This is a genomic window from Occallatibacter sp. (assembly GCF_049510455.1).
Classification (GTDB): Bacteria; Acidobacteriota; Terriglobia; order Terriglobales; family Acidobacteriaceae; genus Telmatobacter.
Window position 1 is genome coordinate 1 of record NZ_JBEKYX010000095.1, and the last position, 24,238, is coordinate 24,238.

Consider the following 24,238-nt stretch of genomic DNA (forward strand, 5'->3'; position numbering starts at 1 on the left):
TCCGACCGTACTTCTCGAACATACTCTGACTCGCAAGACTCCGCTGCCTCATCGCGCACTCCTCATAACTATGTGATTAAGCAATCAGGCTGTGGACGCAGAACTTGTGCAGAGTCTCCCTAGCTCTTTCAGAGCTTCCTCGATGTACCTGTTATCCATCTGTATTGAGTGCCTCACATAGCGAACTCTGTGAGTTTCGTAACAGGGCGCGACTTTAGTCGTGCCGCAACCAGTCCAAGAGAAGGTTCCGGACCTTAGCCCCTGAGGTGTACTGTCGCCTTGCTCTTCAGCCTTTCCTTGCTCTCCGGCTCTATTTCACCTTCCGCAATTTTGCGCAGATATTCGCGAAGGAAATCATTCAACGTCATCCCGCGAGACTCCGCATAAATGCGAGTTCGCCTGATGAGTTCTTCATCCAATCTGACAGTCAGTCTCGTCTTGGCCATAGCACATCTATCGGCAATGCTCGTTTATACAGTAGAAACCACTGCCACTCAAAAGCACTCAATCACATCGCACTGATTCATCAGCGGAATCTGCAGATTCGAGTCGTGCTCGGTATCCGAATACACCGTAATCGTCGCCTGTTTATAGTCTCCCGGCTTTGCCGTCATGATATTCGGCACAAAGGTCTGCGGATTGCGGTCGTACAGCGGAAACCACGTGTTCTGAACCACCACCACCACCGTGTGCCCCGCCTTGAAGACGTGGTCCACGTCATGGAGTGAAAATTTGTACTCCCGCACCGCGCCCGCCTTGATCGCCCGCGGCTTGTCGAACCCATCGAGATACCGCCCGCGGAAGATTTCCATATTGGTCATCAGTTGGTAGCCGCGCATCTTCGCGTCCGCGTCGTCATCGGGATACTGGTCAATCAGTTTCACCACGAAATCCCCATCCGTCCCCGTTGTCGAAGCAAAAATGTCCGCCAATACCTCGCCCGTCACCACCATGTCCTTCTTCAGCACAGGCAGCTTCCACACGGCCACATCCTTGCGGTCGGTCACAAAGCGCTGGTCTTCGGTCATCCAGTTGTACCACTCCGATCCCTCGCCGTATGTCGGCTGGATTGGCCTGTGACGATATGGAACAGGGTTCGCCGGATCGCTCACATAACTCGTCTTCGTTTCTGTTTTCACATCGCCCCAGCTCAATTTGCCATCGCCCCGCAGATGCAGCGCTGTTGTCTGCGCCTCCTCGGGAGGAAAATGCGCATACCGCTTCCATTTGTTCGATCCAGTCTGGAAGCTCGCCGTATCCTCCAAATCGAAACCTGAAGCATCCTTCAGGTAATGCGCAAAGAACTTCGCCTCGATCTCGCGCCTAAACTCCTGCCCAATCGGCTCGCCGTACTCCACATTGCCCAGATGCCGCGTTGTCGCACTCCACGATCCATGCCGCCACGGCCCCAGCACCAGAAAATTCTCATGTTTGTCATCGTGCGGTTCCAGACTCGCGTACTCCTCCTGCGGACCCCACATATCTTCCTGGTCGTAGTACCCGCCCACACTCAGCGTCGGCACCGTCACCTTCGTCAGCCAGTACTCCACTCCGCGCGAAGACCACACCGAGTCATACGCCGGATGCTCCAGAAACAGCTTCCACGTCGGCAGTAGTGGCGCGCCGGACCGCTTCACATCCTCCTGAAAGCTGCCCCGCTCCAGAAAATAATCAAAGCCGTCCTTTGGCTTTCCATTCGCGTCCTTGCCATAGCTGACGTCGGTCTCTTCCTTGCTGTTTTCCAGCCCATAAGCATAGTCGTATCCATACGTTTGCCGAAAGGCGCCATTGTGAAAGAAGTCATCGCCCCTCCACACGTCAATCATCGGAGCCTGCGGAGAAATCGCCTTCACCGCCGGATGCGGATCAATCCCCGCCGCCATCGCCAGAAATCCGGGATAGCTCGTGCCCACAAATCCCGCGCGCCCGTTGTTGCCCGGCACATTCTTCAGCAGCCACTCCACCGAGTCATACGTATCTGTGCTTTCGTCGATACTCTTCGAGTCCTTGTGGTCGGCAACCATGGGCCGGCTCATCACAAACTCGCCCTCGCTCTTGTACCGCCCGCGAATATCGCCGCAGACATAGATGTAGCCCTCGCGCGCCAGCTCCGGCCTTCCGCCGGAAAACGAAGCCCGGCTCGTCTCGTCGCAACCATACGGCGTGCGCTGAATCAGAAACGGCAGCGGCGTCGTAATGTCCGCCGGCTTCAGAATCACCACGTGCAGTTTCACCCCGTCGCGGGCGGGAATCATTGCCTCCGTGCGCTGGTAATCGTGAAATACATGCCGCACCGGCTCGCCGATTCTGCTGAGGGTCTGCGAAAAGCCCGGCTCCGCATTGCTCACCGTCACCGTCTCGCCTTTCGCATCGCCTGCAAAACGAAACTTCGTCTTCTCCGGCACATAATTGAACTCCGTCGGCGAAACGGCTTTCAGTATCGCCGGTACGCGCCTGTCAGACTCCACTCGCAGCTTTCCATCCTGCACATAAAAGGTCAGAAAGCTGTCCGGGTCCTCCGTGTTCCTGTACTCGCCCGCCACCGCCGCCGCGGGCACAGGTTCCTGTTGCGCAATCAGCCGCGCTCCGCGGCGCACCGGCAGTACGGCTCCAGAAACAACAACAAAGACAATGGCAAATGCGGCGCTTGTACGCATCCAGACGGACCTCTCTATTGCGGAATTCACGCAGGCTTCTTTCCGGGGGAGAAAAAACTGGAGGAAAAACTGGCTCGATTGTACATTTTCTTCGCCTGTCCACTTCGTGGCCCTGCGCAACCCCTATTCCAACCCCATCAAAAGCTTTAGGTTACCCTCGCCTGGGCGCGGATTCACCCTCGCCGCGCTCCGGAAAGGTTTCGCCATAATCGCAAAAAATCCAGTATTATAAAGATTGCCCCATGGCAGGTTTGGAGGTGTGAATCCATTGGCAGAAGTTCGTGTGCAAGAAGGCGAGCCGTTAGAAAACGCGCTGCGCCGTTTCAAGCGTAAGGTACAGCAGGAAGACATCATCAAGGAAGTCAAGCGTCACTCCTACTACCTGAAGCCGGGCGAGAAGAAGCGTGTCAAGGCCGCACTGGCCCGCAAGCGTAATCGCAAAAAGGCGCGTAAAGAGCAGGACTAACGTATTCATCGCTGCCGGAATAACTCGGAATCGCGTCCAGGCCTATTCCGGCAGCACAGAAACACCGCATCATCTTTCCGTATCGGTTACATTGCAACCTGCTTGTTTGTGTTTTAAGTTTTCACTGCCGTACAGCTGCTACAAGTCTGAAATTCGCGGCAGAAATGTAGTTTCGCAACACCTGTATTACTCTCCTCCGACGGCGAGTTTTTATCCGCTGATTTCCGGTCTTCTGTATGGAAGACCTTCTAGTGCCGCTCTCCTCTTTTGCGGCCGGGCCCCTTTGCATCTCTGGAGAAGCTGTCGCCTGAAGCGGTGAAAGCCGTGTCGGCGCGATCCGTGGCATTCCATGCAGGCGATTTCTACTCGCTCATGCGGAGCCCTGCGGAAGCGTCTGCACTGCGCCGCGTCTCAGGTGCCCGCTTGCTCTCGGAATGCCCGTTGCAGTCCAGACGTAAACAAGACAGGGAGACGGAAGTGGAGCCGGCCTGCGCGTGCAGATGGCCGATTTCATCGCGATTTCCCTGCATACGGAAGAGTCGGCCATGGAATATACGGATCGAGTGCTCAAGTGTGTAGATTGCGAAGAAGAATTCGTCTTTACCGCAGGCGAACAGATCTTCTTTCACGACAAACAGTTCCAGAACGACCCCAAGTGTTGTAAGCCATGCAAATCCAAGCGTAGCAATGGGAGCGGTCGCGTTCGGTCAGAAACGCGAACCAGTTGCTCGCAATGCGGCACGGAGACAACGGTGCCTTTCCGGCCCACCCAGGGCCGGCCTGTGCTTTGCCGATCGTGTTTTCAAACCGTGCGCGCGTGACGCGTCGCTCGCTTCAAACGGCATGGGTGCCATCCTTTCTCGCGCCATGCGAGAAAGGATGGCGCACCCACGCACTATCCACGCATCGCTATTTCTTTAGCGCCCGATGTCCAATATCGCGCCGGAAGTACATCCCCTGGAAGCGCACCTCGCCCATCGCATCGTAGGCCCGCTCCAGCGCCTGTTCCAGCGTCTCGCCCGTGGCCGATACAGCCAGCACGCGCCCCCCGCTGGTCACAATCTGCCCGTCTTTTACGGCGGTGCCTGAGTGAAAGACCTCCACACCCGGCACACGCCTCGCAGTATCGAGGCCAGTAATCGGAAAGCCCGTCTCATACTTGCCCGGATAGCCCGCGGAGCTCGCAATCACGCAGGCTGAAGCGCCCGGCGTCCAGCGCAGCGCCGCATCGCACAGCCGCCCGTCGATGCACGCCTCCATCGCCTCCACCAGGTCCGACTCCAGCCGCAGCAGAATCGCCTGCGTCTCCGGGTCGCCGAAGCGCACATTGAACTCCAGCACCTGCGGACCCCGCGCCGTCATCATCAGCCCGCAATAGAGCACGCCCTTGAACGGCGTATCCTCATCCGCCATGCCGCGCACCGCAGGCTCCGCAATATGCCGCAGAATCCACTCCGTCATCGGCGCATCCAGCAGCGCGTCCGTCGAGTAAACCCCCATACCGCCCGTGTTCGGACCTGTATCTCCCTCGCCAATCCGCTTGTGATCCTGCGCCGGCGCCAGCGGTATCACATGCTTGCCATCGCTCAAGCACAGGAAGCTGATCTCTTCGCCCTCCAAAAATTCTTCAATCACCACCTGCGCCGCGGGCTCGCCCAGCAACTCGCCGGAAAACAATCCCTCCACGGCATGCAGCGCCTCTTCCCGCGACTGGCAGATCAGTACTCCCTTGCCCGCGGCCAGCCCATCGGCCTTCACCACCATCGGCGCGTGGAAATTCTCCACCTCTGCGCGCGCCTCTTCCACATTCGCGCATAGCGCATAGCACGCCGTGGGAATCTGGTGCCGCTGCAAAAAGCGCTTCGCAAAGCCCTTGCTCGCCTCCAGCATCGCCGCACCCTTCGTCGGCCCAAACGTGCGGAAGCCCTTCGCTGTCAACACATCCACAATCCCCAGCGAAAGCGGCACCTCCGGCCCAACAATCGTCAGCTCCGGCTGCTCAGCATCGACAAGCGCCGTCATCGCCCCCAGGTCATTCCCATTCACGGGCAAGCAGCGCGCAATCTGCGCCATGCCGCCATTGCCCGGCGCACAGACCACCTCCGTCACGCGCTCCGACTTCCGTACAGCCCAGGCCAGCGCATGCTCGCGCCCACCCGCGCCAAGGATCAATACTTTCATCTCTCAATTTCCCCTTCGCAAAAAACTATGGTCGGCAATCTGGCAACTCCAAGTCAAACACGCATCGCTGTCCCACAAAATTTAGCGGTGTCATGCTGACCATAGCCCTGTTTCAGGCGGAGTGAAGGACCTGCCTTTGCTGTTGCACTATATCCCTGGCCCCAATTCCCTGCGCTCATTCCGCCGCCGCAATCGCCTCCACAATCCGGTCCATCGCATGCATCTCATCATTGCTTCCCGGCCTGTGCCCATTCACCAGGATCGAAAACACCAGCGTCTTCCCTGAATCCGCCTGCAGATACCCTGACAGCGCATTCGTCCCATTCAGCGTACCCGTCTTCGCCTGCACACGCCCCTTCACCGGCGATTTCTGAAACCGCCCATGAATCGTCCCATCCACACCGCTCACGGGCAGGGAAGCGCGCCACCCCGCACCCCACGGCTGCTTCGCCGCATACGCCAGCAGCGTCGTCAGCGCCCGCGGAGCAATCCTGTCGTCTTTGCTCATCCCGCTGCCGTCATACAGATAAAAATCCCCATCCTCCACGCCCGCGCTTATCAAAAACTGCCTCACCACCCGAGCCCCCTGCGCAATGCTCCCATCGGTTCCAAAGAGCCTTCCCAGCATGCGCAGCATCAGCTCCGCATGCAGGTTCTCGCTCAGCTTGTTCGTCATCACAATGTCCTGCTGTATCGGCACGCTCACCCGCGTCGCCAGCACCTGTCGCCCTTCCGTCGGCATCGCAATCGTCGTCAGGTCTGTCCGCGGAGCCAGCGCCAAAACCTCCGCCCGCTCCTTGCCAAAGCTCTCCGTATCCAGCAACTCTCTCTGCGTTGTCGTTGCGCCATTCGCAACCGAAACCCCCGTCGCTTGCAGCGCGAGAACAAACGCCTGCGCCGTCATCAGCCCCGGATTATCAACCGCCACACTTCCATGCCATCCCCCAGTCCCTAGCGTTCCAAACGTGCGAACCACATTGCTGCCCGGCTGCAGATCCACACCCACATGCGCGTCGATCCCCGCCGCAGCCAGCGTCATCGTATTCGCCACCGTGTAGTAGTTCACCGCCGGATTCCAAGTCGCGGTAACCTTCCCAGCATCCGGCATCAGCGCCAGCTCAATCGAGTTCTCGTTAAAGCTCAACGCACTCGCAGCCGCGCCATCGCTCCACGCCAGGTCCTCCCAGCTCCATCCCGTCCCCCACCTGTCCATCGGAAAGAAGCTCTCGTCCCCAATCACTCTTCCCGCAATCGACTTCACCCCTGCCTTAGCCACCTGTGCCGCCAAATCATTCAGCGGCCCCAGCGGATCAGGCTTCGCCACAGGCACAGCATTCGCCGGTGGTGGAGTCGCCGGCGGCTGCTCATACGGATACTTCCGCGCACTGAACGTCGGATCGCCCGCACCCAGAATCACCAGGTCCCCATGCAGCACGCCATCCGCATCCACCGGCCCCGCCGCCACCACCTGCGTCGTCCACGTCAGTGTATTCACCGGCAGCAGCGCCGATACCGCAGCCGTAGTTGTCAGCTTGGTGTTTGAAGCCGGCACAAACAACCGCCCGTCGTTGTGCCCATACAGCAGCTTTCCATCCAGCGTCGTCACACTGATCCCAAACGTCGCATGACCCAACGCCGGCTCCGCCAGAATCGCCTCAACCCGCTGCACCAGCGCAGCATCACTCCCACTCTGCGCAGAAACCGAAGGAAGGCAAACAACAAATGCGAACAAGCAGGGAAGCGAAAGACGTATCCAATACATGGCCGGAGTGTAACAGCCCAGGTTTTGCCTTTCCGCTAACCTGCTAACTTGCCACGCGTGTAGCGCGCTAACTTGCTGCTTTTATTCTTCGTCCACCTTGTGCACACATTCGTAAAATCGTAATCATCATGCAATCTCGCCCCATCACCGAATGGCATCTCCGCACCCGCCGCATCGAACTCGGCACCCGCACCCTTATCTGCGGCGTGGTCAACATCACCCCGGACTCCTTCTCTGACGGCAATCTCTTCCTCAACCCTGAAAACGCCATCGCCCACGCGCTCCAACTCATCGAAGAAGGCGCGGACATTCTCGATCTGGGGGCCGAAAGCACTCGCCCCGGATCGCAAGCGGGCACAAACACCGCCCTAAGCCCTGACGAAGAACAATCCCGTCTGCTTCCCGTCCTCGAAGGCATCCTCAAAGCCCGCCCCGACGCCATCCTGAGCATTGACACCTACAAAGCCTCCACCGCCCGCGCCGCGCTCCTGGCCGGTGCCGAAATCATCAACGACGTAAGCGGCTTCACCTGGGACCCAAACGCGAATCCGGCAATGCCCGCAATCTGCGCTGAAGCCCAATGCGGCGTAATCCTCATGCACACCCGCAGCCTGCCCGACCAATGGCGCACCCAGCCGCAACTTCCCGCGGACCAACTCATCACCCTCGTCCGCAACGGCCTTGCCGCCTCGTTTGAACTCGCAATCAACTCCAAGATCCCGCCCCACGCAGTGGTCCTCGACCCCGGCTATGGTTTCGGCAAGCGCTTCAACGAGAACTACGCTCTCCTCGCCCGCCAATCCCGCCTGCTCGAACTGAATCGACCCATCCTCGCCGGCCTCTCGCGCAAATCTTTCCTCGGCCACACGCTTGCACCGCTGCACAACGGCCAGTCCGCCTCACCCTCCCAACGCGAAACCGCAACCATCGCAGCCCACACCGCCGCCATCCTTCACGGCGCATCCATTCTCCGCACTCACGCCGTCCGCCCCGCCGTAGAAGCCGCGCTTATCGCCGATGCCATCCTCATGGCGCAAAGCGAAGAGACGAACCGTTCATAAAAATTTGGGATTTCGCGCAAATTGCCGCGCTGCGATTCCCTGACACGGCCGGTGATCCCATCGATCAGGTTCATCTCGGCCTGAAAGGTATTGAGTGGTTGCATCGAAAACCAGATTGCGCTCAGATAAATCCCCAGGAAGAATTTTATGTACATAGGAACATCCCTCTTTTGAGTGCAATGAAGATGGGGAGGGAGCCCTCCCCATCTTCATTGCGGCTGAGTTGTTGCGATGGGATGCGCAGACGACTGGCCTGGGTCGCGTGCCAGCAGGCCGAGGAGCGCCGAGGCGATAGCCGTGGCAAGGGTGACGACAGTGCCGGTTCCGGCATGGCCGAGCGTTACGCCCTGCTGGGAGAGGACGCCTCCAATGCTGATAACGGCGATGAGCAGGCCGGCGGCGGAGGTGCGCGGGTGGTTCCAGATGTTGGCGATGAGTGGATTCATGGAATGCTCCTTCAAGACAGGAAATAGGGAACAGGGATCGGGGATCAAAAAACAGGGGCAGTTCCATCAGGATGCACTCGCTTGAACACAACGAAACTGCGGCAATTGCATTTGCAGTTGCCTTCTGTTCCGTGTTCCCTGATCCCTTGTCCCTGCTTTTTACAGCTTCACGCCGATGGAGGTCAGGAACTGCTGGATGTCGGGCCAGACGGCTTTGAGATTGTTGACGGTCTGGACGTCGAGCGAGATGTTGAGCGGGTTCACGGCTACAGCGGCCAGGCCGGCGATCGGCGTTTCGAGCTGGCCGAAGAGAGTGCCGAGAGCGGCAACGACGGTGGGAGTGATGGAGAGCGCTTTGCTGGCTCCGGTGAGCCACTTGAGAGCGTCTTCCGCCCCGATTTCGATGCCTTTTTCAATGCTGACGAAGATATTTGCCATGCGAGGATTCCTCTTTTCGTTCCGGCGCGAAGTCCAGTGGTGGCCTAAGGCGCCGGAACTAGAATTTGTCCGCCGTGCAAGCCCGGTGAACCGTGGTTGCGGGCATCGGGTGGCCGCGGCGGAGCCAAAAAACAGAAAACCCCGGACGCGCGTCTCCGTTCCCCACGAAGAGGCGCCCAGGGTCATTAATTTTTGGCTTATTTCTAGGATACAAAATTGGCATTTAATTATGTGCAAACTGGACAAAGTTTTTTGCTCTTTAGAATCAATGAGTTATAAATTATTTTCAGATTTGCCTCTTGACAAGAAAACAGGGACCAAGGGAAAGAGGAAAAAAGGGACCAGGGAAAAGGCAAAAAGAAGGTTCGATATTGTTACGAAATGGCGTGCCATACTTCGATGGTTCGGGGCATTACTGAAGATAAGACGACTTCTTGCGATCGGGAACCTTCGCCAATTCAAGAACTTCAGATTCTCCATACCGCCGACAAATAATTGTCTTCACGGATAGCTCCTTATTGTCCGGGGAATGCAAATGGAAGATTATGAACGATGCGCAGCGTAGCGATCTTCCAGACGCCGTCGACCCGCCGCAGGATCGGCCGGTAGTAGCCCGCCTCGATAGGTTGAACAGTGCCCTGAGCTCCCGACGCACCCTCAGGCCATCCCGTAGCTGGCCGTTCCTTACCGCGCACCTCGAAGACCACAAACTGAGCGTCGAGCGTCGCGTTGTCGCCGTGTACGTCAATGATGTGATCATGCGTTGTATGGTGGCTCCAGCCCCGGGCAGGGTGCGGTTTCATCAACTGCGACACGGCAGCAGCAATCGCATCACGCCCCGCCAACTCGCCAAGAGGCTCTGATTTGCCCGAGTTGTTATAGGAGATCTCAACGCGAGCGTCCTCTGTGAATACGGCTGCCACTGCGGCTCCGTCTCTCGCATCCGTTCCTCGTACATACATCGCAAGCACCTGCTGTACTGCTCGTTCTTCACTCATTTTTGTTTCTCCTCTTCTCTTGGGTGATTCGCTCTTCCTTGTAGGCATGGCATCGACAGTGGGAACCTGCCCCACGCGAATATGTATCTATGATTGAAGCATATAAACCAGGATTATGCAATAATCATAGGTACAGATAGTTTGGACGGAAAAGAGGGGTCCCCAACCATGATCGATATTCGCTTTCCAACAGCGCTTCAGATCATGCTCAGCCTCGCTCTGGCAGAGCAGCAGACCGTTTCCCATCTCAGCTCTTCTCAACTCGCAGAGAGCCTCGGAGCCAATCCGAGTTTCGTGCGCAAGCTGCTTGTGCCGCTCGTGCAGAACGAGCTATTGCGCTCCCAGATGGGCAAAGCCGGCGGCGTTCGTCTGGCGCGGCCAGCAGGTGAAATTACCTTGCGAGACATCTACCGCGCTGTTGTAGCCGACACCAAAATCTGGGCGCCTCGAACGGGAATTCCGCATCGCTGCCTGGTAAGTTCCAATGTGCAGGGCTACTTCGAAGAGTTGATTGACGACGCACAGGAGTCGATTCTCACCATGCTCGGACAACGCACCCTGCTGCAAGCCTTTACTGAACTGGAGCGTCGCGACAGTGCGAAGAGACCTTCCAGCAAAGTTCGGCCATCAGCACAAAACCAAAGGTAGGACACACTGCAAGTTGCAGTGGCATGGCAACAAGAGGAATGATGTCACAGGTTGGGTTGAGATCTGTTGGCAGATTGGTATCGGTAAACGCATTTTTGTTTACCAATTTAGCCCTAACGTTTCCGCGCACAACTAGAAACTCATCGAATTTCTGATCAGCGAAGAAGGTTCGATACTACTCAAGGCAATCACTGGTTGTGGTGGAGCTCACGAAAAGCAAAGGCAAGAACAACCGCAGGTCCTTCAGTCCGCCTGAAGTACGGCTATGTTCAGGATGACAGCGTGGGTGGTGGATTGAGGGGAGTGCTATCCCACCCTAAACGCAAAAGACGCGTTTAGGATGGGGCACCCGCGGGTTGTGGTGGAACTGACGAAAAGCAAAAGCAAGAACAACCGCAGGTCCTTCGACTAGCCGGTCACGCGATGCGTGACAAGCTTCGCTCAGGATGACACCCGTTGGGGAGACTGAGGGCATGGGCAAATAAGATGGAGGCATGGCGAAGATTGCTTATTTGGAATGCGTGCGCTGTGGGGCGCATGTGAGCGCGGACAAGCCGCAGACAGTTTGCCCGGTGTGTGTGGAACAGGGGAATTTACCGGCGGGGTCGCTGTTTGTGCGGTATGACCTGCAGCCGACGCCGCGTGAGGCGATTGATTCGCGTGCGGTGGGGATGTGGCGCTATGCGAATGTGGCTCTGCCGGATGCTGAGCCGGTGACGCTGGGCGAGGGCTGGACGCCGATGGTGGCGAGCAGGCGCTATCCCAATGTGCTGGTGAAGGACGAAGGCGCGAATCCGACGGGGACATTCAAGGCTCGCGGAATGGCGATGGCGGTGACGATGGCTCGCCACTATGGCCTCAAGAAGCTGGCTGCGCCTTCTGCCGGGAATGCGGGGAGCGCGCTGGCTGCTTATGCGGCGCGGGCGGGGATGGAGGCGCACATCTTTATGCCGAAGGATGTGCCGTTTGCGAATTATGTGGAGACGGTGGCGTATGGCGCGCATGTGACGCTGGTGGATGGGTTGATCTCCGACTGCGGGCGCATGGTGGCGGAGCGGAAAGATGCTGAGGGATGGTTTGAGGTTTCGACGATGAAGGAGCCTTTTCGCGTGGAGGGCAAGAAGACGATGGGATATGAGCTGGTGGAGCAGCTTGGGTGGGAGTATCCCGATGCGGTGTTTTATCCCACGGGCGGAGGCGTGGGCCTGATTGGGATCTGGAAGGCTTTTGAAGAGATGGAGCGGCTGGGCTGGGTTGCGCCAGGAAGCAAACGGCCCAAGATGATTGCGGTGCAGGCTGCCGGTTGCGCGCCGATGGTGAAGGCGTTTGAAGAAGGCGCGAATGTAAGCCAGATGTGGCAGGGTGCCGAGACGCTGGCTGCGGGGCTGCGCGTGCCGAAGCCGTATGGCGATGCGGTCATGCTGAAGATACTTCGCGAGAGCGGCGGAACGGCTGTGGCGGTGAGCGATGCGGAGATTTTTGCGAGTCTGGGTGAGTGGGCGCGTGAAGAAGGAATGATGCTGTGCCCGGAGGGTGCAAGCATGATGCATGCTTATGACCGGCTCGTGCGGGAAAGGTTTCTGGCGAAGACGGATCGGGTGGTGTTGTTGAATACGGGGACGGGGTTGAAGTATACGGATGTGATTGGGAAAGAGCAGGGACTGAGGGACTGATCGCTATTGGAACAAGTGCTATTGTGGCCCCGGTGCATGTGGGCTCTTGCCGAGGAGATCGATTTGCCCTGTGGTTACGTGCGCGTGCAGGCGGTACTCGCCGTCTGCATTTCGCTTTCGGACGCTGCCAAAAAATCCGCCGTGATCCTCGCCGTAGACCTGTGCGTTTACCTGGCCGATGCTGACAGATACATCTACATCTTTGTAGTCCCACTTGTGAGCCGAATTAATGGTGATCTGCCCGGCGTAGATCTCGATGTCTTTATCTCCCACGATATCGTTTACCGTTACTTGCCCGGCCGGCATCCGGGCGCGCAGATTGATCTTGCGAGGCACCTCGATGTGGATCTGGAGGTTGTTGTGGTTGAGATGTTCCCCGTCGATTGTGAGTTTGGATTGAGTGGAAGTTCCAGACAAGTGAAGACGGGTGTGAGCGGCGCTGTCGGTATTGTCGGACTTGCACGAGACGCGAATCCCCTCCTGATCTGTACCGACTATCTCGACGCCCGCAGGCCTTGAGTCGATTGTGAGTACCGCGCCTGACTGGAGTTGACCATTCAGCATTTGGCCGCACTGGACATTCGACTGAGAAAAGGCGGCCCAGTTACAGCCGAAGATAGCGAGGCCGGCGGCGATCCGGAGGGTCTTCATACTTATCGTTACGTTTGGGCTGGAGAGAATGTTCCCGAAGAGACGAACCTTGCTCAGTAAGATGGACGGATGGCGACGATTGATTACCGGGACCGGGTGGCGCTGGTGGGCGGCTTGGCGTTTCTTGCAGCGGGGATTGTTTGCGAGCTGAGGGGTATGCACAGCACCGGAGTTGCTCTCCGGTGGTTCGGAGAGGCATCGTTGCTCATCTTCACAGTGCGGCGGCCTTCGCTCATGGCGTGGACGTTTCTGGCGATGGTGGCAGGTGTGGAGCTGGGAGTGGACGCGCCTGCGGTTGCGGCGCAGGTGCGGCTGCCGGGGGATCTGTTTCTGCGGCTGGTGAAGATGATTGTCGCGCCGCTGCTCTTGGCCACGATGACGACGGGGATTGCGGGGCATAGCGATCTGAAGTCCGTAGGGCGCGTGGCGGTAAAGGCGCTGATCTACTTCGAAGTGGTGACCACGCTGGGGCTGCTGATTGGCGCGGTGGCGATGAATCTGAGTGGGGCTGGTTGGGGATTGGCTGTGCCAGCGGAAGCGGGCGTGGCTGTTCAGGCTGCGCCGCAGGGCTGGCAGGAGTTTGTGCTGCATATCTTTCCGGAGAACATTGCGCAGGCTGTGGCGCAGGATCAGATTTTGCAAGTGGCGGTCTTTGCGCTGCTCTTTGGCGTGGCGCTGGCGCTGGTGAGTCCGGAAAAGCGCGCGCCGCTGATGGGTGTGCTTGAAGGGCTTGCGGCGGTGATGTTCCGGCTGACGAAGATGATTATGTACCTGGCTCCGCTGGCGGCTGGCGCGGCGATTGCGTACACGGTGGGCAAGATGGGCGTGGGCATGCTGCTGCCGCTGGCCAAGCTGGTAGGGACGTTTTATGCGGGGCTGGCGGTGTTTCTGCTGCTGGTGATGCTGCCTACGCTTTGGATTTTCAAGATTCCGGTGCGGAGGTTCTTGCAGGCGGCGGGTGAGCCTGCGGCGATTGGGTTTGCGACGACGACGAGCGAGGCCGCGCTGCCGCTGGCGATGGAGCGGATGGAAGAGTTCGGGGTTCCGCGATGGATTGTGTCGTTCGTGATTCCCACGGGGTACAGCTTTAATCTGACGGGCTCATCGCTGTATTTATCGATGGCGGCGGTGTTTGTGGCGCAGGCGGCGGGGATTCATTTGAGCGTGGGGCGGCAGATTGAAATGCTGCTGGTGTTGATGGTGGCAAGTAAGGGCGTGGCTGGGGTGCCGAGGGCTGTCTTGGTGGTGCTGCTGGCGACGGCGGCAAGTATCGGGCTGCCGAGTGGGCCGATTCTGCTGATTCTGGGCGTGGATACCGTGATTGATATGGGGCGCACGATGCTGAATGTTTTGGGGAATTGTTTGGCGAGTGCGGTCGTTGCAAGAAGCGAGGGAACAGGGTTCAGCGAACAGGGAACGGTTTTATAGCTACAAGGCCAAAGCGGAATCGAGGTATCAGCATCGGTATGGCTATGACCCGCATCTCCGAGGCTGAGGCAATCCGCGACATCGCGGGCCTGATTCTCGATACCAGTATTCTGATTGAAAGCGAGCGACGGAGGGAAGGCGTCGAAGATATTCTCCGTCGTATTCGCTCCTCGCATGGCGAGATCGACGTGGCTATCTCGACAGTCAGCGTTGTTGAGTTGACGCGCGGAATTTACCGAACACCACGCAACCCGTAAAGCATGTTATGGAACTTGACAGCTTTATCGCGCCATGGGTGGGATAGCAACACGCATCGCCCGCTTCGGCTGCAGCAACTGCGCCGTCATGATCATGGCCGGCACAAGAAAGACCACGGAATTGACCACCCACATTCCCGCGCCTGCCGCGGCCTGATCCTGCAGAGGCGTCATCCGTGTTATGCGCTCAGCCTCAGCGTAGCTCGGATACAGAACCCGTCCCGCAAAGACCAGCGCCGCTGATAGCACCGTGTTCAAAATATCCGCGCTTAACAGATACGGAATCGCCGCCCACCGCGGCCAGCGTGACCTGGCCGGCCACGGAGCCAATACAACCCACCAGAACGCCAGAGACGTAGCAAAAAAGCATAAGTGCTCAATCTCATGAATTCGCTCATTGCGTACCGCCGTCTCAAAAGCAGCGGGAATGTGCCAGCCTAAATACGCGGCATTCATCGCCAGCCACACCACCGCCGGATGCAGAACACCTCGCGCCACCGCATGCAGCCATCGCGCACGCAGCAGCGGGCCCACCACCCCGCGAACAAACACGCGCGGCAATCCTCGCAGCATGGGAACCACCGGCGCGCCAAGAATCATCAGCGGCGGCGCAACGGACATGAGAATGAAGTGCTGCAGCATGTGCGCTGAGAGCAGCGCATCGTCCAGCGCCTCAATCGGTGAGGCCAGCGCCATCCACAGCGCGCCTATGCCGGACGTAAACGCCGCCGCTCGCCACACAGGCAGCTCTTGCGCCCGGCGCTTCCGCAGCGTCCACCATCCCCGCAGATACACAATGAGCGTAAGTGCAAGCCCGGAGAAAGGAAGCAGAGGAAACGACCAGCCATGTACCAGTGCATCGCCGATCGAGTGTATGGCCTCGTCTGCGTCCAGCCATACAGCCATCGTCATGGCTTGTTCATCGCCGCCACCATTTGTCGCGAAGCATCCACAGCCGGCGGCTGATAATGAGGCCGCAGCGTCTTCAGGTAAGCCACCAGCGCCGTTGTCTCCGCGGGAGAGAGCGCTCCTCCGTATGCTGGCATGTTACCGCCGCCCTGCAGCACCTGCCGGATCAGTTGATCCTGCGTCAGCCGCGTGGCCACAGCATCCAGAGCCGGTCCGCGCTCACCGCCCAGTCCGCCAAGCTGATGGCAGTTGCGGCACTGCTTCTGCTGAAGAACGTTTGCGCCCTGCCGCTCCAGCGGAGTGCGGTTGTGCAACAGCTCAACCGGAATGGGCGCGCCGCTCCACGCATTCATGATCGGGCTCCACGGCGTGTACGTGCCCAGATGCGTGAATACTCCGAAGCAGATGGCGATGAACATTACGCTGAAGACTGCCACCGGCCTGCGCCACCAGCTCTTCTCGCCTACGCCCGCCACAAATGGAAGAGCCACGAGAATCGCCACTCCAATCGGCGGCACAATCAGCAGAAACGGCGTTTCAAGCTCCGGCGGCAAAAACGAAAGCACAGTGTAAAGCCAGAGGAAGAAGAAATCCGGTTTTGGCACGGTGGCAATGATCGTCGGATCGGGTGCGCCCGTCGGACCGTATGGCCCAAAGACAGCCGCGCATACTGCCACCGCAAAGAGAATGGCTGCTGAAAATACCAGGTCTTTCCAGACTGCGCCTGGAACAAATGGCAATCCATCTTTATGTGTCAGCTCGGTGTATTCAGCGATATATGTTTCGCGACGCACGATGCGCCCCGGCGTCGGCCACTCATTGATGCCCAGCTTCAGCACCATCCACACATGCAGCGCCGTGAATGCCAGCAGCGTGCCGGGAATCACAAACACATGCAGAGCAAAGAAGCGGGTCAGAGTGGAACCGTTAATCATCGGCCCGCCCAGCATCAGATGCACCAGCGACCCGCCAATGAATGGCACGCGTCCCATGATGGACGCGCCAATTCCCAGTCCCCAATACGCATCCTGATCGAAGCGGAGAACCTGCCCGGTAAACGCCATACCCAGCGTCATGAGCAGCATGAAAACGCCCAGCACCCAGGTCAGCTCGCGCGGATACTTGTGCGCGCCGAACAGAAACACCTGCGCCATGTGGATCAGCACCACGGCGACCATAAAGTTCGAGCCCCAGCCGTGCATGGCGCGCAGAAACCAGCCCAGCGGCAGATCGTGATTCAGCACCTGCAGTGAGTCCCACGCATGCGCAGCCGAGGGCGCATACACCAGGCCCAGCAGAATGCCAGTCACAATCTGCAGCATGAGCAGAACAAAGCTGGCCGAGCCGAAGACATACCACCAGCTCGCCGTCTTGCGCGGAACCGGATGCATGATTTCGGCCTTGATCGGCGCTTCGAGCTTCAGCCGATGGTCGAGCCAATCGTAGACTTGTTTGTACCAGGCCATGCTTTACCCTCTCGGCGACTCGTACGGATTGGGCTTATAGGGCTCAATCGTCTTGACGATATTTGCCAGTGCCTTCTCGGCAGGCTCTTTCGGCCAGTTTCCACCCGAGCACGGTCCATCAGCGGATGCGCGATTGCTGAGTGTGGGAATCTGCCCCGCGTCAATCATCAGCTTGCCGTTGTCCAGCTTCACCTCGTAGGTGAACAATCCCCGCTCCGGCGGCCCGGATGCGCGGCTTCCATCGGCGTAATACACGCCGCCGTGGCACGGGCACATAAAAAGCTGCGACTCCTTGAACCACCGCACCGGGCAGCCCAGGTGTGCGCAGTTAATGGCAAAGACCGTGAAGTCGCTTGCGCCGGATCTGGTTCCTGTGCGCCGCACGTACGCGGGCACCTGCGCCGTCGCGCCATCCCACGCGTTAGAAAACGGATTCTGGAATGACACGAGACTTGTCTGACCCGCGGCAAAATCGTCCACGCCGCCCAGCGGAATCCATTGCAGGTACTCTTTGCGCTTAATCACCGGCCCCAGAATGTAGGCCACCACGGGCGTGGCAATGGCCAGCGCCACCACGGCATTCAGCGCAATGCCAACCTTCATCAAAAATGTGCGCCGCGATAAATCTTCCGCAGCACCCGCTACAGGATGCTCATCCATCTGTTTCCCTCACTGTTTCACGGGGTTCGGCATTGGCGTCCGCGCCGGCCCCATTTGCCCGCTACCCGGATAGGGCTGGCCGGGTGTTGCGGGCTTCTGCGCCATCAGCCACGCCGTCACATCCGTAATTTCGTCATCAGTCAGTGCGCGGCCTTTCACCAGCCTGCGCCAGTCCGGCATGCCCAGGTCAGGCCGTCCTGCAATCATCGTTGTGCGAATCGTCTGCTCGTTCACAAGCGCGAGGAATGACCCATCGCGAATCGACCCGCCCTGCGCGGGCTTCTGCGGCGCAGCCTCATGGCATTGCGCGCAGGTCGTCTGGTACGCCTGTTCACCCTTCGCCGCATCGCCCGCGTACGCCGCCTTGTACGCGGGCGCATTCTGTCCCGCAAGCACATTGCCTTTGTTCCACCGCGCGCGCATGCCTGTCACAATCGCGTCAATCTGTGCGTCCGTCAGCGTGCCGCCTTGTTTCGCGCCAAAGGCCGGCATTAGCGTTCCTGCTTCACCGCCCGCAATCACATCGCGCAGCGTCGCATCATCCACAATCCCCTGATACACAGGATTGGCCAGGTTCATCGCACTGCCATTCTGCCCGTTGACCCCATGGCATCCGGCGCAGTTCGATCCATACAGCGTGTCAAAATTTGTGATCTGCTCCGGCCGCGGAACCTCCGGCCCTTCGCCGGGCTTTCCCGGCAACCGGCAGCCTGCGAATGGCGACACCGCGCTGAGCAGCAAGGCCGCGCAGAACGCAAGCCGGGCGGAGGGAATAATTGGCAGCCTGGAGCGAAATTCGGAGCAGGTCTTCATTCCTTGCCGTCTCCCTTTTGCCCAGACTCATGTCCAGAATGGTGCTCGCCATGCTCATGCATCAGGCCCGGCGTCTCCACACCCAGCCGTACCGCCAGCGGAAGCTGCGCCAGCCGCTTCAGCTTACCCAGTCGCGTCACCACGTAACCCGCCACCAGACCAAAGACCACCTGCGATACCGCGAATGAGGGCCAATCGATGCGGTGCTGCAAAAACGGATTTACCAACCCCAGAACGCTATGCAGAAGCCCTGTCCACAGCACAGGCGCAATAATTCCGCCCAGCAGAATCGGCCTCTTTGGCCACACAGGCAGCAAGGCGCCGTACAGAACGCCCACTAGCAGGGTCGTTGCACCCTGAATAATGTTCGCTGTTACAAAGGCGCTCAGCCGGAACTGGCTCATCTCGGCTACGGTTGGATTAACCCAGTCGCCTACGCCTGCGCCACCCAGCAGGTTCACGATATACCAGACGCTATGGAAGCGCAGGATTCCGTAAATCTCCGCCGGAATCACCATTGCAATTCCGCCGGCAATGCCGCCATAAATTCCGCTTGAAATCGGAAATGTTTCGAGCGGTAGCTGCGCGCGATGCCGCTCACTCACTTCAATGCGCGACACCTTGTCGTGCATCGGCACATAGTGCATGATCTCAATTGCTACAGGCACATCCTCATGCGCCTCTCGCGGCAGCACGTTGCGAAACCATCCCACGATGGCCGCGATTGCAATCGCTCCGCCCAGCACGCCAATCCACGGACTCATCACCAGCGATGCAAAAACCAATATCAGCCCCAGCGCCATCAGAAACGGAAACGCCGTCGGCGCGGGCAGATGAACAACACCCGGCGTCGCGCCCGCGCCCGGATCGGAATGAGGAATCTGAGTCATCGGCCTATCCAATACACCACGGTGAAAACCACGATCCACACAGCATCGACAAAATGCCAGTACAGCGCCAGCGTTTTTACACGACGGGCATGTGCCGGCTTGAGCGCTCCGGTCAGCGAAAAGACAGCGGTCACCGTCATCATCAGCAATCCGGCAATAACGTGCGAGGCATGCAGGCCAACCAGCGCGTAATATGTTGTTCCAAATAAATTCGTGCTGATCGTAAGATGGTCTTCCACGATCAGCTTGCGCCACTCGGCAGCGGTGCCGTACAGAAAGATTGCGCCCAGCGTCATCGTTACCAGCCACCAGATGCGAAAGGCCACCATCTTTCCGTGCTCAATGGCATGCTCGGCCAGCACAATGAACAAGCTGCTTGAAAGCAGGCAGACCGAGTAGAACCACGGAATCTCAAGAACCTGTTTCGGCGTCGGACCACTCGTGTCACGGCCAATGTAGAAGAGGTACGCCACCACAAAGATCGTGAAGATCGCGCTCTCGGCAAGGATCAGGCAGGTCATGCCGATCGTGCCCTTCGAGGGCTGCCACTCCTGCGTCGCCTGCCCGTGTTGTATCGCCGCGCTGCCCATCTAGTTCTTCGTCCCTCGTCCTTCGTCACTCGCCCTTAGCTAATCAAACGCCGAATCCGGATCTTCCGGATGCTTCAAATCCCACAACGGCCTGCGGCTTGCCACCACCGGCTCTGCGGAAAAGTTGTAAGAGGGCGGCGGTGAGGCTGTCGACCACTCCAGCGTCCACGCGTCCCATGGATCCGGCCCCGCATGCGGCCCCTTGAAGTACGACCACACCATGTTGAACACAAAGATCAGAATCGCAATTCCCTGAACAAATCCGCCAATCGAAACCAGCATGTTCAAAGTGCCCCATCCGCGATCTGCTCCGTATGTGTAAATCCAGCGCGGCATTCCCAGCAGCCCCGGAATGTGCATCAGGTCGAAGGTCATGTGGAAACCGATCACCATCAGCCAGAAGTGCCACTTGCCCATCCGCTCATCCAGCATCCGCCCCGTCATCTTCGGATACCAGTAATAAAGCGCGGAGAAGATCATGAAGATAATGGCGCCCACCAGCACGTAATGGAAGTGCGCAACGACGAAGTAGGTGTTGTGCAGTTGCCAGTCCCATGCGGAGACGCTCAGCATGATGCCCGTCAGCCCGGCGATCAAAAACTGAAAGAGAAATCCGATAGCAAAGAGCATCGGCGTCTGGAAGCGAATTCTGCCGCCCCACAGCGTAGCCAGCCAGTTGAAGATCTTGATGCCCGTCGGCACGCTCACCAGCATGGTGGAAAGCGTGAAAAATGCATTGCCGTACGACGTCATGCCGATGGTAAACATGTGGTGCGCCCACACACTCAGGCTGATGAAGGCTATGCCCACCGAAGCCGACACCATTGCCGGATAGCCAAAAATCGCTTTGCGCGAAAAGACCGGAATAATCTCATTTGCAAAACCAAATGCCGGCAGCACCAGCACGTATACCTCGGGATGCCCGAAGATCCAGAAGAAATGAGCCCACAGTATCGCAGAGCCTCCTGCCTGCGTATCAAAGAAGTGTGCGCCAAGGTAGCGATCCATCATCAGCATCGCCTGTGCCGCGGTCAACGGGCTGATGGCCAACAGCGTCAGGAACGACATGGTTGCATAGATCCATGCCAGCAGCGGAAGCCGCATCAGCGTCATGCCCTTGCACCGCATGCAGAAGACCGTGGCAATGATGTTGATCGAAGTTCCAATGCTTCCGATGCCGTTGGCCAGAATCGCGACCGTCCAGTAGTCGATGGTATGTCCCGGAGAGAATGCCCGCTCCGTCAACGGCGCGTACGCAAACCAGCCCACATCCGGCGCGGTGCCCGTTCCCGGCAAACCCGACCCGCCAATGAAGCTGAAATACAAAAGCAGTCCCGCAAAAGCGCTCAGCCAGAAGCTGAAAGCATTCAGCCGCGGAAACGCCATATCGCGCGCGCCAATCATCAGCGGTATCAGATAATTTCCAAAGCCGAACAAAATCATCATGCCCACGAGAAACACCATCGTGGTGCCATGCATGGTGAACATCCGGTTGAAGGTCTGCGGAGAAAGAAAATGCAGATTCGGCGCCGAAAGCTGGATGCGCATCAGCAGCGCCTCCACGCCCGCCACCACCAGAAACAAGAGCGCATAGACGATGTACATGATCCCCAGCTTCTTGTGATCCACCGTCACAATCCAGCTATGGATCGTCTCCAGATACGTGCCGCGCTCGCTCGTTACAGCTCCGCTCGGTATCGGGATCGTCGTTTCAGCCATCGTTGCCAGCCTTTCACTTCAGTGTCTGCAGGTATGCTGTAATTTGCGCGTACTGCTTGCCGGTCAGGTGCATCGCCGGCATCAGTGATCCGGTCTTGTAATCATCCGGATTCGTAATCCATCCCTTCAGATTCTCCGGCGTATTGTTCATCGCGCCCGCCGCCAGCGTCGCCCGGCTCATCAGGTGCGTCAAATCCGGCCCAAAGCGTCCATTCGCCACCGTGCCTGAAACGGTGTGGCAGTTAATGCACGCCTGCTGCTCAAAGACCTTCTGCCCCGTCGGCGCATCCACAGCATCATTCGTGCTCGTCGCAGCACTCACCGCCAGCGGAGCCACCGATTTCTGCTGTCCCGCAACCCACGCCGCAAACTGCTCAGGCGTATCCACGCTCACCCGCAGCAGCATCTTGGCATGCTGCGTTCCGCAGAACTGTCCGCACTGCCCCAGGTACAGCCCCGGTTTCGCCGGATCGATCCACATCTCGTTCACGCGGTTCGGCAGCATGTCCGTCTTGCCGCCCAGTTGCGGAATCCAGAAGCTATGAATCACGTCCGCGCTCGTCAGCTTGAGATAGGTCACGCGCCCCGTCGCTCCCTGGCCCACCGGGATATGCAGCTCATTGGCCGCCGTGATGTTGTATTGCGGATAGTGGTACTCCCACCAGAACTGGTGCCCAACCGCCGTTACATCCAGCGCACTCGCAGGCTTCGGCGCATCCTGCACGCTGAAAAGCACCCGCGCCGTGCCCAGAAACAGCACCGTCACAATCAGAATCGGAATAATCGTCCACGAGATCTCAATCTGCATCGAGCCAAAGACCTGCGCAGGCTCCGCCGTATCCTCGGGCCGCGCCCGAAACTTGATCAGCGCATAGATCAGCAGCGCGCTCACAGCCACAAAGATTGCCGCGGTAATTCCCAGGACAAAAAACGCGAGCCCATTCACCTCGCGCGCCGGAGTCGATAGCGTGGAGAAAATGGAAGTGGAAGGCGAAGCCGCAGCCGTCACCGGCCATAGAACCAGCGCCGTGGCGGCCAACTTCAATCGTCGGATGAAAACACTCGATTTCACTCGGAGTTCACTATCCATGATTCAAGGAACGTTTAAGTTCAAGAGATGAACAAATTTGATGCGTGCCGCCGCTCTGCATCGCATCCGGCTCAGTACCAGAATCCTAACCCGGACATCCTGGCGCGTAAAGGCCTAATTATCTTTGCAGCGCCTCGGTCGAAATAGGTTTGTAACAGGGCATGACTTCAGTCATGCCGATCAGGAATCAAATACATCGAGGGCTTTAGCCCCTGATGTTGATGATTAGCGCGTAAAGACTAAATACTCCTGCTAGTTCCAGTAATAGCATTTTCCAGCGCCAGCCATTCCCGGCCAGTGATACGCGTCCCACCAGCTTTCACATTCTCTTCAAGATGAGCCACCTTGCTCGTCCCCGGAATCGGCAGCATCACCGCCGAGCGATGCAACAGCCACGCCAGCGCAATCTGCGCCACGCTCAGCCCATGCCGCTCGGCCATTTGCGCGGTCACGCTTGCAGCGGGATGGTCAGCTTTCAGCAGCTTGCCGCCCGCCATCGGATACCACGGCAAAAATCCAATCCCGCGTCCCTCGCACCACTTCAGCGTCTCTTCATGCCGCCGGTCGGCAATCGAGTAGCGATTCTGTACCGTCACAATCGGCACAATCTTCTGCGCTTCTTCAATCTGCTCCGGTGTCACCTCGCTCAAGCCGATGTGGCGAATCTTCCCCTGCTCCTGCATCCGCTTCAGCGCGCCCAAGCTCTCTTCCAGCGGCGTCCGCGGGTCAATCCTGTGCAGTTGATAAAGCTCAATCCGCTCCAGCTTCAACCGCCGCAGGCTCATCTCCACGCATTGAATCAGGTAACCAGCCCGGCCCACATATTCGGTCTTCGCCGGCCCCTGCCGCGTAATGCCGCCCTTGGTCGCAATCACCAGCCCTGCCGGATAAGGGTGCAGCGCCTCCGCAATCAACCGCTCGGCAATCTCCGGCCCGTAGGCGTCTGCCGTATCAATCAGGTTTACGCCCAACTTCACGGCGCGCCGCAGCACCTGCTTCGCCGCCGCTGCATCCTCCGGCTCGCCCCACGCGCCTTCACCCACCAGCCGCATGGTGCCATAGCCCAGCCGGCGCACCGGCAGATCGCCCCCAATCCAAAATTCGCTGAGAAACTCGCCGCTCTCTGCCTCTGCTGAAATCTCTGCCATAGCATCTACGATGCTACCGCGCCCCTACGCTGCTTGTAGCCCGTGAACCATTTGCCCCTGCCGCGCGTAATATCTTTCGTAGCTATGAATCGCAGTGCAAGGAATCGCAGCCAGGAGCATCCCATGAGCACAATTTCCTATTCCGCCCCGTATGCCAATCTCGAAACGGTCTTTTATCAGCAGTACCAGGCCACGCGGCGAGATGAGGTGGTAGGCGTTTTGCTGGCGCTCTTTCTCGGAGGCTTCGGCGCGCATCACTTCTATCTGGGCCGCATCGGGCTCGGCAT

General features: G+C 58.5%; 26 protein-coding genes. 8 read left to right on the forward strand and 18 right to left on the reverse strand.

Features of this window, described 5'->3' with window-relative positions; genetic code table 11:
* Window positions 1–254 precede the first annotated feature (254 nt).
* The gene (locus ABSG47_RS16440) at window positions 255–446 is read right to left on the reverse strand and encodes a DUF6364 family protein (RefSeq protein ID WP_424170784.1); all 192 of its coding nucleotides are present in this window, start codon (window positions 444–446) and stop codon (window positions 255–257) included.
* Window positions 447–494: 48 nt separating this feature from the next.
* Complete coding sequence (locus ABSG47_RS16445) at window positions 495–2,657, reverse strand: CocE/NonD family hydrolase (protein WP_424170785.1); 2,163 nt, start codon at window positions 2,655–2,657, stop codon at window positions 495–497.
* Between the two features lie 268 nt (window positions 2,658–2,925).
* Here ABSG47_RS16445 and rpsU point away from each other — a divergent pair, with 268 nt between their 5' ends.
* Entirely contained in the window at window positions 2,926–3,123 is a 198-nt protein-coding gene (gene rpsU / locus ABSG47_RS16450) for a 30S ribosomal protein S21 (RefSeq protein WP_026448468.1), read from the forward strand.
* A 362-nt stretch (window positions 3,124–3,485) separates the two neighbouring features.
* On the opposite strand, the gene ABSG47_RS16455 is transcribed toward rpsU, so the two are convergent.
* Window positions 3,486–3,752 (reverse strand): hypothetical protein, encoded by a 267-nt coding sequence (locus ABSG47_RS16455; protein WP_424170808.1) that lies wholly within the window; start codon window positions 3,750–3,752, stop codon window positions 3,486–3,488.
* On the opposite strand from ABSG47_RS16455, the gene ABSG47_RS16460 reads away from it, so the two are divergent.
* Window positions 3,669–3,944, forward strand: coding sequence for a zinc-ribbon domain containing protein (locus tag ABSG47_RS16460; protein WP_424170806.1), 276 nt, complete (start codon window positions 3,669–3,671; stop codon window positions 3,942–3,944). The two genes, ABSG47_RS16455 and ABSG47_RS16460, sit on opposite strands and share 84 nt — an antisense overlap.
* Before the next feature lie 88 nt (window positions 3,945–4,032).
* Here ABSG47_RS16460 and purD read toward each other — a convergent pair whose 3' ends face one another.
* Together purD and dacB are read right to left on the reverse strand one after the other, a co-directional pair.
* Window positions 4,033–5,304 (reverse strand): phosphoribosylamine--glycine ligase, encoded by a 1,272-nt coding sequence (purD, locus tag ABSG47_RS16465; RefSeq protein WP_424170786.1) that lies wholly within the window; start codon window positions 5,302–5,304, stop codon window positions 4,033–4,035.
* A gap of 175 nt (window positions 5,305–5,479) precedes the next feature.
* Window positions 5,480–6,973, reverse strand: coding sequence for a D-alanyl-D-alanine carboxypeptidase/D-alanyl-D-alanine endopeptidase (dacB, locus tag ABSG47_RS16470; protein WP_424170787.1), 1,494 nt, complete (start codon window positions 6,971–6,973; stop codon window positions 5,480–5,482).
* Window positions 6,974–7,194: 221 nt separating this feature from the next.
* Here dacB and folP point away from each other — a divergent pair, with 221 nt between their 5' ends.
* The gene (gene folP / locus ABSG47_RS16475) at window positions 7,195–8,127 is read left to right on the forward strand and encodes a dihydropteroate synthase (protein WP_424170788.1); all 933 of its coding nucleotides are present in this window, start codon (window positions 7,195–7,197) and stop codon (window positions 8,125–8,127) included.
* A gap of 209 nt (window positions 8,128–8,336) precedes the next feature.
* Here the strand turns inward: folP and ABSG47_RS16480 are convergent, their stop codons facing one another.
* From ABSG47_RS16480 to ABSG47_RS16490, 3 genes are all read right to left on the reverse strand, one after another.
* Window positions 8,337–8,573 (reverse strand): hypothetical protein, encoded by a 237-nt coding sequence (locus tag ABSG47_RS16480; RefSeq protein WP_424170789.1) that lies wholly within the window; start codon window positions 8,571–8,573, stop codon window positions 8,337–8,339.
* 159 nt (window positions 8,574–8,732) lie between these two features.
* Complete coding sequence (locus tag ABSG47_RS16485; RefSeq protein WP_424170790.1) at window positions 8,733–9,011, reverse strand: hypothetical protein; 279 nt, start codon at window positions 9,009–9,011, stop codon at window positions 8,733–8,735.
* Window positions 9,012–9,526: 515 nt separating this feature from the next.
* On the reverse strand, window positions 9,527–10,009 hold the full coding sequence (locus tag ABSG47_RS16490) for a nuclear transport factor 2 family protein (protein ID WP_424170791.1): 483 nt from the start codon (window positions 10,007–10,009) through the stop codon (window positions 9,527–9,529).
* A 168-nt stretch (window positions 10,010–10,177) separates the two neighbouring features.
* On the opposite strand from ABSG47_RS16490, the gene ABSG47_RS16495 reads away from it, so the two are divergent.
* Together ABSG47_RS16495 and ABSG47_RS16500 are read left to right on the forward strand one after the other, a co-directional pair.
* Window positions 10,178–10,657, forward strand: a complete 480-nt coding sequence (locus ABSG47_RS16495; RefSeq protein ID WP_424170792.1) for an Rrf2 family transcriptional regulator — start codon at window positions 10,178–10,180, stop codon at window positions 10,655–10,657.
* 494 nt (window positions 10,658–11,151) lie between these two features.
* Entirely contained in the window at window positions 11,152–12,330 is a 1,179-nt protein-coding gene (locus ABSG47_RS16500) for a threonine synthase (protein WP_424170793.1), read from the forward strand.
* Window positions 12,331–12,348: 18 nt separating this feature from the next.
* On the opposite strand, the gene ABSG47_RS16505 is transcribed toward ABSG47_RS16500, so the two are convergent.
* Window positions 12,349–12,981 carry a hypothetical protein gene (locus ABSG47_RS16505; protein WP_424170794.1) on the reverse strand — a complete coding sequence of 211 codons (633 nt, stop codon included), beginning with the start codon at window positions 12,979–12,981 and terminating at the stop codon, window positions 12,349–12,351.
* Between the two features lie 69 nt (window positions 12,982–13,050).
* Between ABSG47_RS16505 and ABSG47_RS16510 the strand changes: the two genes are divergently transcribed.
* Both ABSG47_RS16510 and ABSG47_RS16515 read left to right on the forward strand, forming a co-directional pair.
* Window positions 13,051–14,409, forward strand: a complete 1,359-nt coding sequence (locus ABSG47_RS16510; RefSeq protein WP_424170795.1) for a dicarboxylate/amino acid:cation symporter — start codon at window positions 13,051–13,053, stop codon at window positions 14,407–14,409.
* Window positions 14,410–14,447: 38 nt separating this feature from the next.
* Window positions 14,448–14,666 carry a PIN domain-containing protein gene (locus tag ABSG47_RS16515; protein WP_424170796.1) on the forward strand — a complete coding sequence of 73 codons (219 nt, stop codon included), beginning with the start codon at window positions 14,448–14,450 and terminating at the stop codon, window positions 14,664–14,666.
* Between the two features lie 24 nt (window positions 14,667–14,690).
* Here ABSG47_RS16515 and ABSG47_RS16520 read toward each other — a convergent pair whose 3' ends face one another.
* From ABSG47_RS16520 to ABSG47_RS16560, 9 genes are all read right to left on the reverse strand, one after another.
* Window positions 14,691–15,578: a cytochrome c oxidase assembly protein gene (locus ABSG47_RS16520; protein ID WP_424170797.1), complete on the reverse strand. Its 888-nt coding sequence runs from the start codon at window positions 15,576–15,578 to the stop codon at window positions 14,691–14,693.
* Complete coding sequence (locus ABSG47_RS16525; protein ID WP_424170798.1) at window positions 15,575–17,041, reverse strand: cytochrome b N-terminal domain-containing protein; 1,467 nt, start codon at window positions 17,039–17,041, stop codon at window positions 15,575–15,577. Before ABSG47_RS16525 ends, ABSG47_RS16520 begins: the two co-directional genes overlap by 4 nt.
* 3 nt (window positions 17,042–17,044) lie before the next feature.
* The gene (locus ABSG47_RS16530; RefSeq protein WP_424170799.1) at window positions 17,045–17,701 is read right to left on the reverse strand and encodes a QcrA and Rieske domain-containing protein; all 657 of its coding nucleotides are present in this window, start codon (window positions 17,699–17,701) and stop codon (window positions 17,045–17,047) included.
* A gap of 9 nt (window positions 17,702–17,710) precedes the next feature.
* Window positions 17,711–18,514, reverse strand: coding sequence for a c-type cytochrome (locus tag ABSG47_RS16535; RefSeq protein WP_424170800.1), 804 nt, complete (start codon window positions 18,512–18,514; stop codon window positions 17,711–17,713).
* Window positions 18,511–19,404 carry a hypothetical protein gene (locus tag ABSG47_RS16540; protein WP_424170801.1) on the reverse strand — a complete coding sequence of 298 codons (894 nt, stop codon included), beginning with the start codon at window positions 19,402–19,404 and terminating at the stop codon, window positions 18,511–18,513. The genes ABSG47_RS16535 and ABSG47_RS16540 overlap by 4 nt, the downstream gene beginning before the upstream one ends.
* A complete protein-coding gene (locus ABSG47_RS16545) occupies window positions 19,401–19,994 on the reverse strand; it encodes a cytochrome c oxidase subunit 3 (RefSeq protein WP_424170802.1) in 594 nt (197 codons plus the stop codon). Before ABSG47_RS16545 ends, ABSG47_RS16540 begins: the two co-directional genes overlap by 4 nt.
* A gap of 39 nt (window positions 19,995–20,033) precedes the next feature.
* Window positions 20,034–21,713, reverse strand: coding sequence for a cytochrome c oxidase subunit I (ctaD, locus tag ABSG47_RS16550; protein ID WP_424170803.1), 1,680 nt, complete (start codon window positions 21,711–21,713; stop codon window positions 20,034–20,036).
* A 13-nt stretch (window positions 21,714–21,726) separates the two neighbouring features.
* Window positions 21,727–22,785 carry a cytochrome c oxidase subunit II gene (coxB, locus tag ABSG47_RS16555; protein ID WP_424170804.1) on the reverse strand — a complete coding sequence of 353 codons (1,059 nt, stop codon included), beginning with the start codon at window positions 22,783–22,785 and terminating at the stop codon, window positions 21,727–21,729.
* Between the two features lie 257 nt (window positions 22,786–23,042).
* The gene (locus ABSG47_RS16560; RefSeq protein WP_424170805.1) at window positions 23,043–23,951 is read right to left on the reverse strand and encodes an aldo/keto reductase; all 909 of its coding nucleotides are present in this window, start codon (window positions 23,949–23,951) and stop codon (window positions 23,043–23,045) included.
* 123 nt (window positions 23,952–24,074) lie between these two features.
* On the opposite strand from ABSG47_RS16560, the gene ABSG47_RS16565 reads away from it, so the two are divergent.
* Window positions 24,075–24,238, forward strand: a 164-nt coding sequence (locus tag ABSG47_RS16565) for an NINE protein (RefSeq protein WP_424170807.1), incomplete at its 3' end; no start/stop codon positions are given.

Coding starts and splice junctions, on each gene's coding strand:
- ABSG47_RS16440 (WP_424170784.1), bottom strand. CDS start 446: ATGGCCAAGACGAGACTGACTGTCAGATTGGATGAAGAACTCATCAGG.
- ABSG47_RS16445 (WP_424170785.1), bottom strand. CDS start 2,657: ATGCGTACAAGCGCCGCATTTGCCATTGTCTTTGTTGTTGTTTCTGGA.
- ABSG47_RS16460 (WP_424170806.1), top strand. CDS start 3,669: ATGGAATATACGGATCGAGTGCTCAAGTGTGTAGATTGCGAAGAAGAA.
- purD (WP_424170786.1), bottom strand. CDS start 5,304: ATGAAAGTATTGATCCTTGGCGCGGGTGGGCGCGAGCATGCGCTGGCC.
- folP (WP_424170788.1), top strand. CDS start 7,195: ATGCAATCTCGCCCCATCACCGAATGGCATCTCCGCACCCGCCGCATC.
- ABSG47_RS16480 (WP_424170789.1), bottom strand. CDS start 8,573: ATGAATCCACTCATCGCCAACATCTGGAACCACCCGCGCACCTCCGCC.
- ABSG47_RS16485 (WP_424170790.1), bottom strand. CDS start 9,011: ATGGCAAATATCTTCGTCAGCATTGAAAAAGGCATCGAAATCGGGGCG.
- ABSG47_RS16490 (WP_424170791.1), bottom strand. CDS start 10,009: ATGAGTGAAGAACGAGCAGTACAGCAGGTGCTTGCGATGTATGTACGA.
- ABSG47_RS16495 (WP_424170792.1), top strand. CDS start 10,178: ATGATCGATATTCGCTTTCCAACAGCGCTTCAGATCATGCTCAGCCTC.
- ABSG47_RS16500 (WP_424170793.1), top strand. CDS start 11,152: ATGGCGAAGATTGCTTATTTGGAATGCGTGCGCTGTGGGGCGCATGTG.
- ABSG47_RS16505 (WP_424170794.1), bottom strand. CDS start 12,981: ATGAAGACCCTCCGGATCGCCGCCGGCCTCGCTATCTTCGGCTGTAAC.
- ABSG47_RS16510 (WP_424170795.1), top strand. CDS start 13,051: ATGGCGACGATTGATTACCGGGACCGGGTGGCGCTGGTGGGCGGCTTG.
- ABSG47_RS16515 (WP_424170796.1), top strand. CDS start 14,448: ATGGCTATGACCCGCATCTCCGAGGCTGAGGCAATCCGCGACATCGCG.
- ABSG47_RS16520 (WP_424170797.1), bottom strand. CDS start 15,578: ATGACGATGGCTGTATGGCTGGACGCAGACGAGGCCATACACTCGATC.
- ABSG47_RS16525 (WP_424170798.1), bottom strand. CDS start 17,041: ATGGCCTGGTACAAACAAGTCTACGATTGGCTCGACCATCGGCTGAAG.
- ABSG47_RS16530 (WP_424170799.1), bottom strand. CDS start 17,701: ATGGATGAGCATCCTGTAGCGGGTGCTGCGGAAGATTTATCGCGGCGC.
- ABSG47_RS16535 (WP_424170800.1), bottom strand. CDS start 18,514: ATGAAGACCTGCTCCGAATTTCGCTCCAGGCTGCCAATTATTCCCTCC.
- ABSG47_RS16540 (WP_424170801.1), bottom strand. CDS start 19,404: ATGACTCAGATTCCTCATTCCGATCCGGGCGCGGGCGCGACGCCGGGT.
- ABSG47_RS16545 (WP_424170802.1), bottom strand. CDS start 19,994: ATGGGCAGCGCGGCGATACAACACGGGCAGGCGACGCAGGAGTGGCAG.
- ctaD (WP_424170803.1), bottom strand. CDS start 21,713: ATGGCTGAAACGACGATCCCGATACCGAGCGGAGCTGTAACGAGCGAG.
- ABSG47_RS16560 (WP_424170805.1), bottom strand. CDS start 23,951: ATGGCAGAGATTTCAGCAGAGGCAGAGAGCGGCGAGTTTCTCAGCGAA.